We start from the raw sequence: 15,774 nt of genomic DNA, 5'->3' as shown, positions 1-15,774 counted from the left end.
TTTATTCTTCTTCGTTTACGTGTTCAAACGCTTGCTCGAAGATATGAATTACGTGCTGGTCAGCTAACGAATAATAAACAACCTTTCCTTCTTTACGATTCTTCACAAGTTTCGCTTGCTTTAACACACGAAGCTGATGCGAAATAGATGATTGTGTCATTCCTAATAAATAAGCTAAATCACAAACGTACATTTCAGCTTCAAATAGCGCATGTAATATTCTCGTACGTGTACGGTCACCTAATACTTTAAATAGTTCTGCTACTTTACTTAAACTTTCATCAGTTGGAATTGTTTGTTTTACTTGCTCTACAACTTCTTCATGAATTATCGTTTGAGAACATGTCTCTTGTGGTGTTTCTACTTTATTTCCAGCCATTATAGCTCACCTCTTTAATTGAACATATGAACAATCATTCATATATCTTATACTCTTATTATATGAGCGCCTACTCATATGTGTCAATGAAATCTGATTTTTTTTTATGAACATTCCGTTCACATTTTAATAAGTCGTATACATATTTTCCGCACCCTCTATATTCTCATACAAAAAAGGATGCACAATTCGCACACCCCTTTTTACTTACTTTTCATTTTCACCGCATCCACAATTAAAGAAACAAATCCTAACTGATTATCCCGATTTCTATGGTCAAAACGTTTCGAACGATAAATAAATCCATCTTTCTCATTCCAATCATTATAGTGAAACTTACCATTCTCATCACAGTATCTAAGAGCCTCACTTGAAAACCTGCTGATTCAAACATGGACGTGATTGTTTTATAGTTATGAACAATTTTATGGCTTGCTGCAGGATGATCTAATGGACCAGGTCCACCTACTTGTACCCCTTGTTGATATTCTTCATCTGGAAAAAATGCATCTGGTACTGCACAACGAATATATCCATTCTCCATTAAAAACTCATAACAAATTTTTGCAGCTTCAATTCCTTCTTCATATGATAAATGCTCCCATACATGTTCTGCCAAAATTACTGATAAAGAATTAGATTGAAATTTATCAAGCCAAGTTTCTCTCCGTAATAAATTTAATTCTTCTTCATTCGTATGTAACCAACCAGGGTTATTATTATAACCCTCTGCTCCAACTACAACTTTTGTTTCTTCCATTTTGCTCCCACCCTTTTTCATATTCCGACATAAAAATTCAATAAAGTAATATACATTCCCTTTATTTCAACAAAAGAAAAAGCCTTGCGCGCTCCCTAGACGCACAAGGCTTACTATACTTATATCCCTTTTAATTAAGCTTTTAATTAGCTTGTTCTAAATTATCCTGCGAACTTCCATCGTCTTTTAAATGACTATGTTTTTTCGAATAAACAAAGTATACAACTACTCCAATTGCTAACCAAGCACCGAAGTACATCCATGTTTTTAATGGTAGATTTACCATTAAGAATAGACAACATGCAATCGAAATAATCGGCAAGATCGGTACAAGTGGTACCATAAATCCACGTTGTAATTTTGGATGTGTTTTACGAAGAATAATAACTGACACACCAACCATCGCAAATGTTAACAACGCTCCAATATTCGCTAAATTCGACAATTCTTTTAAATCGATAAATCCAGCAATTAAAGCACTACCAATTCCTGTTAACCAAACTGTAAATGTTGGCGCTTCTGTCTTTTTATTAATTTTCGCGAAAGATTCTGGCAATAAACCGTCACGGCTCATCGCAAAGAATACACGTGTCGTTGCATAAATGTAAGCAAAAATTACTGCCATAATACCAATTACAGCTCCAATTGCGATTACACCTGCTACTTTATCTTGTCCTACAACTTCTAACACATATGCCATAGCTTCTGGTACATCTAATTCTTTATAAGAAACCATACCCGTCATAACGAGACAAACTACAACATAAATGATTGTACAAATGACTAACGAAGCGATAATACCAATCGGTAGATCACGTTGCGGATTTTTTACCTCTTCAGCAGAAGTTGCTAATGCATCAAATCCTAAGAAAGCAAAGAATACTGCTGCTCCCCCCGCGAAAACTCCACTTAAACCGTACGGTGCAAATGGTATCCAGTTTTCTGGTTTCACGTAGAATACACCAACTGCAATGAATAAAACAACGATACCAATTTTAATTAATACCATTATGTTATTCACTCGTTTACTTTCTTTCGTACCTCTTGATAATAACCAAGTTATAACTAATGTAACGATAACTGCTGGTAAATTCACCATACCACCTTGAGACGGAATCGTTAGCAGTGCTTTTGGAATTTCAAGCCCTAATCCACTCACTAAGTTATGGAAGTAACCAGTCCATCCGCCAGCTACTGCGGCAGTCGTTACAACATATACGGATAGTAATGTCCATCCCATTAAATGAGCTACAAACTCACCAATTGTTGCATATGAGTATGTGTACACACTACCTGAAACAGGAAGTGTAGAAGCAACCTCTGCGTAACATAATGCTGCAAATCCACAAACGATGGCTGCAATCATGAATGAAAAAATAACTGCTGGACCAGCATCTCTTGCTGCTACTAATCCAGTTAATACTAGAACTCCTGTACCAATTATCGCACCAATCCCTAGCATTGTTAGGTCAAATGCCCCTAGCGTTTTCGTCAAAGTTTTACTTTTACTTTCCCCTAACAATTGCGTAACGGATTTCTTTTTAAATAGGTTGGCCACGATGTATGCCCCCTTTTGCCAAGAAGAGCTAAGAGATCTTCACTCTTAGCTCTTATCATGTTGTTTTATATATTGTTCGATTTTGTTTTGTATAATGCTTCTATTAGCAAGATACTGTTTCTGCTTCTAATAATTCTTTAGCACCTTTGTACTCTACACCGTGAGCTTCTGCAACTGCTTCGAATGTTACATAGCCATCTAATGTGTTAATACCTTTTAGTAATGCAGAGTTGCCTAGGCAAGCTTCTTTGTAGCCTTTGTTAGCAATTTGTACTGCATATGGTACTGTTACGTTTGTTAATGCAAGAGTTGATGTACGTGGAACCGCACCTGGCATGTTTGCAACTGCATAATGAACAACGCCGTGTTTTTCGTAAGTTGGGTTATCATGAGTTGTAATACGGTCAGTTGTTTCGAAAATACCACCTTGGTCAATCGCGATATCTACAACAACAGAACCTGGTTCCATTGATTTAATCATTTCTTCTGTTACAAGTTTTGGAGCTTTTGCACCTGGGATTAATACTGCACCGATTACAAGATCAGACTCTTTAACAGCTTCTGCAATATTGTAAGGATTAGACATTAAAGTTTTTACTTGGTTTCCGAAAATGTCATCTAATTGACGAAGACGTTCTGCACTTAAGTCGATGATTGTTACATCCGCACCTAGTCCAACTGCAATTTTAGCAGCATTTGTACCAGCTTGTCCACCACCGATGATTGTTACTTTACCACGTTTAACCCCTGGAACACCTGCAAGTAAGATACCTTTACCGCCTTTGTTTTTCTCAAGGAATTGTGCACCAATTTGTGCAGCCATACGACCAGCTACTTCACTCATAGGCGCAAGTAATGGTAATGAACGGTTTTCTAATTGTACTGTTTCATATGCGATAGAAACAACTTTTTTCTCGATTAAAGCTTTTGTTAATTCTGGCTCTGGAGCTAAGTGTAAGTATGTGAACAAGATTAAGCCTTCACTGAAGTGTTTGTATTCGCTTTCAATTGGTTCCTTAACTTTCATAACCATTTCCATATTCCAAGCTTCTTCAGCTGTATCAACAATTTTTGCTCCCGCTTCAACATACTGAGCATCTGTGAAACCAGACCCTAAACCTGCACCCTTTTGAATGAATACTTCGTGATTGTTACGAATTAAATGTACAACACCTGCTGGTGTCATTGCCACACGGTTTTCGTTGTTTTTAATTTCTGCTGGTACCCCAATACGCATAATGAAATGCCCCCTTATAATTAACAGAAAAAAGAGATTCTTTTTTCTTTTTGTAATAATTAATAACTTATGTCCTTATTCTAGCATAACTTAAAAGTTATGAAAACGCTAACATATCATTTTCCTAAAGTTTTTATATTTAGAATAGTGTAAATATATAAAACATTGATTCTATTAGGGGTTTCGTGTCATTCCATTATCTTTCACTCTATTTTTATTATACTGCTTCAAAATAAACAGCAATCATTTATTATTTGACAATAATGTAACAATGTAAGAAACCTAAGCGATAACGTATACATATACAGTTATTACTTTACTCAATACTTTAGAGATATATTCTTTTCACAAAAAAACAGCTGCGAGCATTTAGCTAGCAGCTGGGTAACTTATAAATAACTTAGAAAATAAATCATCTGTCGTTTCAGTAATTTTATCAAACAGATCACTTTCTTCCGCTTCTTGCTCTTTTAACATCTTAATTGTTTCACGTGCATCTTCAGGGTAATCGGTTATAATACCATCTACGTTTAACTTATAATATGCCTTTAAATTTTCCATATCATTTACTGTCCATACGTAAATTGGTTTGTTTAACTTCCTTGCTTCTTTTACTAATTTCTTATTTAACATATATTCTTCTGCTACGTAAAAGTCAGCCTTCACATTCTTTAAGTTAGCTCTACTTGCATACAGTATATACCCTACTTTTATATCTGGATTTGCACGCTTAAACTCTTTAATAAGTGGATAGTGTAACGTTTGAATTACACATTGCTTCTCAAATTCATTATCTTTAATCGTTTTTAAGACTTTGTTTACAAAATCTTTTTCGCCCCCATGAAGCTTCACTTCTATATTAAGTTTGATTTTGCCATTTGCTAGCTTAATGATTTCATCAAGTGTACTTATTTGTCCTGAAAGTCCATCTTGACTAAGGGTAAGCTGCCTTAACTCCGCCATCGTTAAATCTGACACATGCACATTGGCATTTGCGAGACGTTTCAGCTTCAAATCATGTATAACCGCTAGTTCACCGTCTTTCGTTTGTAATACATCTATTTCAGCGTAGTCTGCTTTTGCATCAATAGCACCTTGCACAGCTTCTTTCGTATTTTCTACGCCTTTTGATATATACCCGCGGTGCGCCATAATAATCGGTTCTTTATACGAATTTGAAATAAACGTTACAATGAAGGCAACGACCATTCCCGCGGTAATAATTCCTACAATGTATACGCCAATGAATTTCCAACGATGTTTTTGGAAGAAACATTTATCTGCTTTCGTTTTCGAATAATCTAATCCTTCTTCTAATAAAACATCCTCAACTGGAACCTTTTGTAAGTATAATCGCGTAATCGCCATAATATAAAATGGCGTCACGATAAAGCTGAATAAATACAATGTACTCGTTAAAAATACAGAAATCGTTGATTCAGCTAATAATGCAAATGTTCCTTTCGGGTGTGTAAATTCATAAACACCCCATAGGCACAATAAATACATTCCCAAAAACACGACATATACAATTCCAATTGAGATAAAAAATCCTACTAAAAAGAATAGTACTTTAAAAAAGCTTTCCTTTACTAAAGTTGCACTTTTACGTGCTGCCACGCGAAATGGTTTTTGCTCTAAAACAACAATAGGTAGAACGAAAATCCATCGAAGATTCAAATACGCGACTACAGCAAAGAACGTGTAATAACCAACTTGTCCCATCGTTGTCTTAAACAGTTCTCCTGTAATAAAGTTAGGAATTTGAATTTGCGGGATTAATGCCGTTTCATATCCCATATTTAAAAGAGGCAACAATACGACAGCATATAAAATAAATCCTGGTAAGCAATATGTGAAAAGAGTAGGTAAATACGTTACCGTTTTATATAAAATCGGACGTAATTTCACCTTCTGTCTTTTATGAGCGAAATACGAAATAATAATAAGCACCGCAAATTCTGTAAAGATAAGAAACAGTGCTAACAATGATAAAATTACGATTGCTAAGATGCCATAAGGCGTCTTTAAAAACGCTAATAATTCATCATTTGTCGCATTTGCATAACCACCAAAATACAATAACTTATTAAAAATAATTCCAAATAGTGGAACGAACACAATCGCTGCTAATAATTTATAAGCAAGTTGAAAAGTTAATACATTCCAAAAAGCAAATTTAACTGTTTGAAAGGAATGTCTCATTACTCCTGGTATAGATAGTTTTTTACGGTGTTGCATATATTCCTCCAAATTCTAAAACGGTATTTGAGATGGATTCCATATTTCCAGTCCTAATCCATCTTTTTAATAATAATATATTCCGCTTAACATGAACACTCTTATACATATAATGAAAAAAGTGATGGCTACTTCCCATCACTTTTTCATTTATTCTATTTTTTCTCTAGCCCTTGTCCAAATGCTTTCAAGAAGCTAAAACCGAATGTAATAGCTCTATTGATATCTGGATCTTTTAATACTTTAAAGAAATCCATCACTTTTGTTTTTTTACCACTATTTAATTCATCTGTTGCAAATTGCAATCCTGTAACTAAACTTGACGTAATTTGCTTCGTTATTTCTGGGTCAACTGAAGATAACGCTTCTCCTGCCCCCATCATATTGTTGAGTGCATTTTTAACTGGTTCACGATTTAGTTGCTCCACAGCGATTTTTGAAACATCTTCCTTCGCAGCAAGTAAACTAATTGCCGCATCTAATATACCAGCCTTCTGCAACTGTGCTAAAAGCTGCATTGTTTCTTCTACTGCTTCACGATTATTAGATAGCTCATTTAGAAGTTCATCTGCTACTTGCTGTTTCTGTTCTTCCTCTGTTACAACTTTCTTTTTAATTACAGTAATTTCTTTCGCCACTATCTCCGCCCCCTAGTCCACAAGTGATACGTATTGTTTTCTTTGCCATTTTCGCTCGATTTCAACACCGTTTTGCGGATTACGCTTTTTATCTCTCGGGTTTGAAGATGGTAACGGACGATTCCCTTTTTCACGTAATACACGCATCTTTACCATTGTTTGTTTGTACGCTGGTGTACACGTATAAAGATCTGTCGCCGTTCCAGTTAAAATATTGATTGCCTCTTCATTTACCGTTGCATGCATCGGTAAATATAGCTCTTTCCCCGTTACACGATCTGTAACAAGTGCCTGTACTTTAATTTTCCCAAATGGTGATGCTAATTCTACAAGGCCACCATCTTTCACATTGCGCTCTAGGGCAAGTTCAGGCGAGATTTCAACGAACACTTCAGATACTTTAGATAAAATACCAGCCGATTTATTCGTCATATTCCCTTCGTGGAAATGTTCTAACATACGACCATTATTTAAAAGTAAATCATACTCATCTGGCGCTACAACTGGTGGTACCCATTCATCTAATGATAGACGAGCTAGTTTATCCGGGAAGTTAAATCCGTCCACATATAATAGCGGTGTATCGCTACCATCATGGCTACCCCAACATAAACTATTCCATCCTTCTAAACGATCGTATGTTGCCTGAGAATATAAAGGTGCAAGCGATGCAATTTCATCCATGATTTCACTTGGACTTTCATAATTCCAGTCCCCGCCAAGCGCACGAGCTACTTTTTGTAAAATCCACCAGTCTGGCTTGGAATCACCAAGCGGCTTCAATACTTCATATAATCTTTGAATACGGCGCTCTGTATTCGTAAATGTTCCCTCTTTTTCTAAGCTTGGTGCTGCCGGTAAAATAACATCAGCAAAACGAGCTGTTTTCGATAAGAACATATCTTGAACAACAAGGAAATCTAAATTCGCTAAAATATGTTGTACATGGTTGGCATTCGAATCTACTAAAGCCATTTCTTCACCCATAACATACATACCACGCAGTTTTCCTTCATCTGCTGCCAGTAACATTGCAATATTATTTAAGCCTGGTGCTTTCGGAATTGTAGTACCGTATGCTTTTTCAAATTTCGCACGAAGCACATCATCTGAAACCGCTTGGTAACCTGGAAGCCAGTTTGGTAATGTTGCCATATCACAAGCGCCTTGTACGTTATTATGTCCGCGTAATGGGTATGCACCTGCACCAGGACGACGATAGTTACCCGTAACAAGCAATAGATTTGAAATTGCTGCTGAAGTTGTACTTCCTCCAGTATTTTGAGTTACACCCATTCCCCAAAGTACACAAGTACCATCTGCTTCATATACCATACGTGCCATTTCTTTCAGATTTTCTTTCGAAATCCCCGTAATTTCTTCTGTATAATCAAGCGTATACTTTTCTACCATTTTGCTATATTCATCAAAATTCTTCACATTTTCAGCTATGAACTTTTTATCGTGCCAATCTTGATCAATAATATATTTCGTAATACCAGCGAGCCATACGTAATCAGTTCCTTGGCGCGGATGAATGAATAAATCCGCACGCTCTGCCATTTCATGTTTACGAAGATCCGCCACAATTAATTTTTGGTCATGTAATTTATGAGCACGTTTTACACGCGTTGCAAGTACAGGATGTCCTTCTGTCGGATTTGCTCCAACGATAATGACAAGGCCTGCTTCCGCAATATCTTTCACTGTTCCAGCGTCCCCGCCCATACCGACAGTTTTAAATAAACCGTCTGTTGCTGGAGATTGACAATAACGGGAACAGTTGTCTACATTATTCGTTCCATATATTTGACGGGCTAGTTTTTGCATAAGATAATTTTCTTCATTCGTTACTTTCGAAGAAGAAATAAACCCAAATGCATCACTTCCATATTCCGATTTAATATGCTGCATATTGGATGCAACAACTTCAAGAGCCTCTTCCCATGAAGCTTCAACAAACATATCTCCTTGGCGAATTAATGGCTTTGTAATACGATCTTCACTGTTTACAAAATCCCATCCAAATTTGCCTTTTACACATGTTGAAATACCGTTAACCGGCGCATCTGAAACAGGCTGCACTTTCAAAATGTGGCGGTCTTTCGTCCATACTTCAAATGAACAACCTACACCACAAAATGTACAAACTGTTTTTGTTTTATTCACTTTCGTCTTACGCATCGCAGCCTCTACTTCTGAAACTGCTAAAATACTACTATATCCCGGCTCTACATCCTTTACAAAATCAATCATCGGATCTAACACATCCGGTTTCAATCCTGTCATGAATCCAGCTTCACCTAACATTGATTTCTCCATCAACGCATTACATGGACATACTGTTACACATTGCCCGCAACTTACACAAGATGAGTCATTTATACTTACACCATTGTCCCATATAACACGTGGACGGTCTAAGCTCCAATCAATCGATATAGTTTCATTCACTTGTAAGTTTTGACATACTTCTACACACTGTCCACAAGCAATACATTGATTTGGATCATATCGATAAAACGGATGTGACATATCCACTTCACACGCACTTACTTTTGGCTCATACGGATATTTCTGTTCCTCAATTCCCATCATATGTACTGTATTGTGGACTTTACAGTTACCATTATTGTTATCACAAACGGTACAATACAGTAGATGATTCTCTAATATTCGATCCATTGCCTCAGTCTGTGCCTCTTTTGCACGCTGGGACTGTCTTTCGATATGCATACCGTTCTCTAATTTCGTTGAACAAGCACGCAATAACTTTCCATTTACTTCTACAATACACGTATCACAAGTTTGAATTGGATCTACTTCTGGTACATGACAAATTTGAGGATGTTCCAAATTACTCTCGTTAAATAATTGTAGTATCGTCTTTTCACCTGATGCAGAAAATTCTTTACCATCGACGGTTACACGGACTGTCTGTTCTGCCATAGTTTCCCCTCTCCTTACAACCAACTGTACAACACAATCATGAATCCGTTTTCAAAATCGCATTACTGTACATATTTTTGAAACGCTCTACCCAAATACTTTCTTATGAAGTCGATTCTAGATGTTATAAGGTATAACTACGAAAGCTTGAAAATATCACTATTCTACAGTTCTATTATATCGTACATATACAATAATAACCAAAATAATCTGTGATCTTCTTGTTAATAGGTGTTTTTATTTTTCCCATTGTTTTATGATAAATGTGGGAGAGAAATACATATAAAAGTCTAGTGGTAATAAGTCAAGAGTAAAACAAGACTGATTTTTTCTAGGTGCGATTTTTTCAGCATACGGAAATAGACCCGACCAAAAATGAAATTTTTTCGGGCCGTTTCCAAGATTGCGTCAATAACAAAGTGTTATTTTTCTATCACGCTCCTTGGTGGCGTGTAGAGTTGATGGTTACGTAGTAGCGTATCCACCAGACGCACAAATTTTCTTGCGGTTAAGACGATGGCTCTTTTGTGTTGATGTTTGGGTGTTTCTTTGTATTTCTTTTGATAAAATGCTTGATATTCAGGCAAATATCTTCTTACTGAATTGGCAGCCTCAACTAAGTAATAGCGAAGATAACGATTGCCTTGTTTGGTTAAGGGCGTATTTTCAGACTGATAATTTCCAGATTGCTTGATTTTCCAGCTTAATCCGGCATATTTAGCTAGTTTCGTTTGGTCTTCAAATCGTTGGATTTGTCCGATCTCAGCTAGTAATCCAGCAGCATACACTTTTCCAACACCAGGAATACTCGTCAAGCATTGGTATTCTGGTAGGACCATTACGAGCTGTTCAATTGCCTTATCAAGGTCTTTGATACTGGCTTCGAGTGCACGAATTTCGCGAGCAAGAATACTCAGGATAATATTGATGGATTCTTGAGCGACTTCTCCTAAACGATAAGACATAGTAATGGCTCGTTGAATCGTTTTCGCTAATCCTTCTGGATTTTTAAACCGGCCGTTACCTTTTTCTTGAAGCAAAGAGGCGAAATCTGTTAAAGGCATTTGAGCTAATTCTTCTAACCCATAATCTTCTGTCATTAAAGCGATTAAGGTAGCTCCAAATACAGAAGAAGGAGTTTCGCTATTCTTTAACTCACGCGTGAGCGTGTTGCATTTGTAAGTTAAATTTTCGAGAAAATGTTGTTTCGTTTCTACAAGTTGTCCAATTAATTGGTAACGTGTGCGAGTTAAACGTTGAAGAGCCATATATTTCTCTTCTTTAATGGGAGACGTAGTGAATCTTTGGATTCTTAAAAAGTCAGCGATTCGCATCGCATCATTTTTATCTGTTTTATCTTCATCAAATATTCGACTGAATTGCTTGATGCGAAAAGGATTTTCGATGGTAACGACGGTATTTATACGCTTTAATTCTCGATCCTCATTAAAAAATGTAGCAGGATGAAAGCTGTACATAGAAGTTGACTCCATGCCTATGACGATTTGAGAAAACGAGTACACATTTTGAAATTCTAAAATTTTTTGTTTAATTTGATGAGCGCCTTTCACGTCATTTCCGAGACTCGCTTCAAGAAGAATTGTCAATTGGTTATCGTCTGATAAAAAGCACACATCTAGTTTCTCAGAGCTGACATCTAATCCGACAAATAAGTTCATTTGGAAGGACCTCCTTTCATTGGTTATTTGGAATATGCTTCGATACTATGGGATTTCCCAGAAGCTCATTGCGTAACCACAACCTCGCCTACGAGAATACAATGACAACTTTTGGGGGCTACCTTTTGAACTACTATCCAAAAGCCCAATCAGTTATCGAAACAGCTAGTGTGTTGGTAGTGATAGCAATGNGTCTAGTGGTAATAAGTCAAGAGTAAAACAAGACTGATTTTTTCTAGGTGCGATTTTTTCAGCATACGGAAATAGACCCGACCAAAAATGAAATTTTTTCGGGCCGTTTCCAAGATTGCGTCAATAACAAAGTGTTATTTTTCTATCACGCTCCTTGGTGGCGTGTAGAGTTGATGGTTACGTAGTAGCGTATCCACCAGACGCACAAATTTTCTTGCGGTTAAGACGATGGCTCTTTTGTGTTGATGTTTGGGTGTTTCTTTGTATTTCTTTTGATAAAATGCTTGATATTCAGGCAAATATCTTCTTACTGAATTGGCAGCCTCAACTAAGTAATAGCGAAGATAACGATTGCCTTGTTTGGTTAAGGGCGTATTTTCAGACTGATAATTTCCAGATTGCTTGATTTTCCAGCTTAATCCGGCATATTTAGCTAGTTTCGTTTGGTCTTCAAATCGTTGGATTTGTCCGATCTCAGCTAGTAATCCAGCAGCATACACTTTTCCAACACCAGGAATACTCGTCAAGCATTGGTATTCTGGTAGGACCATTACGAGCTGTTCAATTGCCTTATCAAGGTCTTTGATACTGGCTTCGAGTGCACGAATTTCGCGAGCAAGAATACTCAGGATAATATTGATGGATTCTTGAGCGACTTCTCCTAAACGATAAGACATAGTAATGGCTCGTTGAATCGTTTTCGCTAATCCTTCTGGATTTTTAAACCGGCCGTTACCTTTTTCTTGAAGCAAAGAGGCGAAATCTGTTAAAGGCATTTGAGCTAATTCTTCTAACCCATAATCTTCTGTCATTAAAGCGATTAAGGTAGCTCCAAATACAGAAGAAGGAGTTTCGCTATTCTTTAACTCACGCGTGAGCGTGTTGCATTTGTAAGTTAAATTTTCGAGAAAATGTTGTTTCGTTTCTACAAGTTGTCCAATTAATTGGTAACGTGTGCGAGTTAAACGTTGAAGAGCCATATATTTCTCTTCTTTAATGGGAGACGTAGTGAATCTTTGGATTCTTAAAAAGTCAGCGATTCGCATCGCATCATTTTTATCTGTTTTATCTTCATCAAATATTCGACTGAATTGCTTGATGCGAAAAGGATTTTCGATGGTAACGACGGTATTTATACGCTTTAATTCTCGATCCTCATTAAAAAATGTAGCAGGATGAAAGCTGTACATAGAAGTTGACTCCATGCCTATGACGATTTGAGAAAACGAGTACACATTTTGAAATTCTAAAATTTTTTGTTTAATTTGATGAGCGCCTTTCACGTCATTTCCGAGACTCGCTTCAAGAAGAATTGTCAATTGGTTATCGTCTGATAAAAAGCACACATCTAGTTTCTCAGAGCTGACATCTAATCCGACAAATAAGTTCATTTGGAAGGACCTCCTTTCATTGGTTATTTGGAATATGCTTCGATACTATGGGATTTCCCAGAAGCTCATTGCGTAACCACAACCTCGCCTACGAGAATACAATGACAACTTTTGGGGGCTACCTTTTGAACTACTATCCAAAAGCCCAATCAGTTATCGAAACAGCTAGTGTGTTGGTAGTGATAGCAATGGCTCGGGTAACAGACTTTTTATCGTAGACAGAGCTACAGGGGAAATGAGCAAATTCCCGATGGATCCTTTCCATACATCCATTGTATCTGGGAAATTCAATAATATCGAAACAAATTCCGTAAGGAATCTTGTTATCTATTTTTTTTAAAATCAGGGTAATTAGAAAGCAGAAATACTGATCTAAACTATATTCTACGAGGGGAATTAAATATGGGGCCTACGCAAGAGACTTATACAATTGTACGTTATCAATCTGGTACATTTTCAAAACAACTGGATGAGATTGTTACAGAATCTCCTATTACTATTAAATTGAATGGTGAAGAATATGTAACAGTCGTATGCACACCAAATTATATTGAAGATATGGTAATTGGTTTTTTAATTTCTGAGGGGATTATTTCTTCCTATAACGATGTTGAAGAACTATGGGTTCAAAAAGATAACGGAATTGTCCATGTAAAATCATCAAAAGTGAATCCGCTCTATCAAACTTTATATAATAAACGATACGTCACTTCTTGCTGCGGAAAAGGTAGACAAGGTTTTATTTTCGTAAACGACGCAGCAAAAGCAAAAGACTTACATGATATACACGTAAAAATTACTCCTGAAGAATGTTTTTACTTAATGAATACTTTACAACAATCTTCCACTACCTTCCGCCAAACTGGTGGTGTTCACAATACCGCGCTATGTGATCGAAATAATATCCTTCTATCAAGAATGGATATCGGAAGACATAATGCATTAGACAAAATATACGGTCATTGTTTACGCAATGATATATCTGTTAAAGGAAAAATTATCGCATTTAGCGGACGTATTTCATCTGAAATTTTACTCAAAGTTTCAAAAATCGGATGTGAAATTGTTCTATCTAAATCTGCCCCAACAAAACTAGCATTGCAACTTGCCCATGATTTAGGCATTACAGTCGTAGGGTTTATTAGAAATGACTCTTGTAATATTTACACACATCCAAAACGAATTGATGGCTATCAATCCAATGTTTAAAAAATAACTCCTCAATCGAGGAGTTATTTTAGTTATAAAAATGTAACATATTAAACACTTGAATAGTTAATAAAGTTAATATATAATTTCATTACATAATTAAAACAAAACATTGTAGCATATATCTTTTCATTCTTTTACAAATTAAAAGAGACTTCTAACAAAACGCATACACATTCTTATAAAAGCAATGGATTTATTTTATTTAAAATCGACCAAGGAGGTTACAACGATGGAAATTCGCTTATTAACGACAGAGGACGCAGAAATATATTTAAAAGTTTGTATGGAAGGTTTAACGAAGAACCCGGAAGCTTTTAGCTCTTCTTATGAAGATGTTCTTAAACATGAGGATCCTGTAGCTGCTATGGCAAAACGATTAAGCAATCCGGATAAGTATACTCTAGGGGTCTTCAAAGATAACGATTTAATTGGTATCGCTACTTTAGAAACAAAGCCTTTCATTAAACAAGAACATAAAGCAAAAATTGGCTCCGTTTTTGTTTCCCCAAAAGCACGTGGTCTCGGAGCAGGACGAGCTCTAATTAAAGCAATTATTAAAAATGCCGATAAATTACATGTAGAACAACTTATGCTCGATGTTGTAGTTGGTAACGATGCAGCAAAAAAATTATATGAGTCATTAGGTTTCCAAACTTACGGCGTACAAGAGCGTTCATTAAAACATAACGGTCAATATTGGGACGAGGAACATATGGTTCTGTTCTTAAATGATTAATACTTCAATATAAGGTGAAACTTTACTCAGTGGGGGAGTTTTCCAAAAACATCTTTCTTAATAAGAAAGATGTTTTTTTCATTACAACAATGTAATCTTCATGTCACCTTTATCGATCGTACCAAACCTTTCCATTCATTATACTAAAAATATAAAGTGAAACTTTACTCAGTGAGGAACTACATCCCACGCTGATCGCATGTACTTGATATGTAGAGGAGAATGTGACATGAAACAAAACAAACGAGCTATGCTTTTAATATTTACTACAGCAATTGTAACTTCTGGATTAGCAATTTTACCTTGGTTTATTATATGAACACTCCCCCTAACAATGAAAAAAGCTGATTGCTTCTTAAGAAGCAATCAGCTTTTTTCATATTATAAAATCCCCAAAATTTTATTTACGCAACTTATAATAATAACCATAGATACGGCAACGCACATGACAACCGTATTACGATCTTGCTTTTCTTTTTTTGAAATTTCTTCTTTTGAATTCATGTGTATGATCTCCTTTTAAAAAAAGTGTGAGATAGGAAATTTTTCTTATCCGATGCGAGGTGAATACGAAAACCCTCTCTATCTCACATACACAATAGAATGGAATTGTCATTTTATAAATAAAATGACATGACGTTATGTCGCAACATAGGGTATTTTGTGTCGCTACGTTTTCTATTATAAAAAATAGTTGTGCAAAACTAGTGCATTTTTTATGTCAATTACTCTGAGCGAAAAAATCAGCCCTCCATTCAATCACATAAAAAGAGTTTTTTATTATTTTCATGTAAACTATACA

At 36.1% G+C, this 15,774-nt stretch carries 11 protein-coding genes and 1 pseudogene; 2 read left to right on the top strand and 10 right to left on the bottom strand.

The genetic code is table 11. From position 1 onward, the window contains the following. Position 1: 1 nt before the first annotated feature. From V6946_RS02960 to V6946_RS02920, 9 genes and pseudogenes are all read right to left on the bottom strand, one after another. Positions 2-379, bottom strand: coding sequence for an ArsR/SmtB family transcription factor (locus V6946_RS02960; RefSeq protein WP_406622205.1), 378 nt, complete (start codon positions 377-379; stop codon positions 2-4). A gap of 203 nt (positions 380-582) precedes the next feature. After that, positions 583-1,139, bottom strand: a pseudogene (locus tag V6946_RS02955) (class I SAM-dependent methyltransferase). 142 nt (positions 1,140-1,281) lie between these two features. Beyond that, positions 1,282-2,697: an amino acid permease gene (locus V6946_RS02950; RefSeq protein ID WP_001284893.1), complete on the bottom strand. Its 1,416-nt coding sequence runs from the start codon at positions 2,695-2,697 to the stop codon at positions 1,282-1,284. A gap of 103 nt (positions 2,698-2,800) precedes the next feature. Next, positions 2,801-3,934 carry an alanine dehydrogenase gene (gene ald, locus V6946_RS02945; RefSeq protein ID WP_001219742.1) on the bottom strand — a complete coding sequence of 378 codons (1,134 nt, stop codon included), beginning with the start codon at positions 3,932-3,934 and terminating at the stop codon, positions 2,801-2,803. 369 nt (positions 3,935-4,303) lie between these two features. Next, positions 4,304-6,175: a glycerophosphodiester phosphodiesterase gene (locus V6946_RS02940; protein WP_366982350.1), complete on the bottom strand. Its 1,872-nt coding sequence runs from the start codon at positions 6,173-6,175 to the stop codon at positions 4,304-4,306. Between the two features lie 155 nt (positions 6,176-6,330). Next, entirely contained in the window at positions 6,331-6,813 is a 483-nt protein-coding gene (locus V6946_RS02935) for a DUF1641 domain-containing protein (protein ID WP_001040540.1), read from the bottom strand. 12 nt (positions 6,814-6,825) lie between these two features. Next, on the bottom strand, positions 6,826-9,762 hold the full coding sequence (gene fdhF / locus V6946_RS02930; RefSeq protein WP_006925034.1) for a formate dehydrogenase subunit alpha: 2,937 nt from the start codon (positions 9,760-9,762) through the stop codon (positions 6,826-6,828). 422 nt (positions 9,763-10,184) lie between these two features. Next, a complete protein-coding gene (locus V6946_RS02925; protein WP_256426878.1) occupies positions 10,185-11,441 on the bottom strand; it encodes an IS110 family transposase in 1,257 nt (418 codons plus the stop codon). A 326-nt stretch (positions 11,442-11,767) separates the two neighbouring features. After that, positions 11,768-13,024, bottom strand: a complete 1,257-nt coding sequence (locus tag V6946_RS02920; RefSeq protein ID WP_256426878.1) for an IS110 family transposase — start codon at positions 13,022-13,024, stop codon at positions 11,768-11,770. A gap of 402 nt (positions 13,025-13,426) precedes the next feature. On the opposite strand from V6946_RS02920, the gene fdhD reads away from it, so the two are divergent. Both fdhD and V6946_RS02910 read left to right on the top strand, forming a co-directional pair. Further along, complete coding sequence (gene fdhD / locus V6946_RS02915; protein WP_000529241.1) at positions 13,427-14,233, top strand: formate dehydrogenase accessory sulfurtransferase FdhD; 807 nt, start codon at positions 13,427-13,429, stop codon at positions 14,231-14,233. 232 nt (positions 14,234-14,465) lie between these two features. Further along, positions 14,466-14,972 (top strand): GNAT family N-acetyltransferase, encoded by a 507-nt coding sequence (locus V6946_RS02910; protein ID WP_197228421.1) that lies wholly within the window; start codon positions 14,466-14,468, stop codon positions 14,970-14,972. Positions 14,973-15,353: 381 nt separating this feature from the next. On the opposite strand, the gene V6946_RS02905 is transcribed toward V6946_RS02910, so the two are convergent. Beyond that, positions 15,354-15,476: a hypothetical protein gene (locus V6946_RS02905; RefSeq protein ID WP_001085006.1), complete on the bottom strand. Its 123-nt coding sequence runs from the start codon at positions 15,474-15,476 to the stop codon at positions 15,354-15,356. Positions 15,477-15,774 lie beyond the last annotated feature (298 nt).

The organism is Bacillus sp. PPSBB_2 (assembly GCF_045291115.1).
Classification (GTDB): Bacteria; Bacillota; Bacilli; order Bacillales; family Bacillaceae_G; genus Bacillus_A; species Bacillus_A cereus.
The sequence above is the reverse complement of the archived record's forward strand: the minus strand, read 5'-3'. Positions and strand labels throughout refer to the sequence as shown.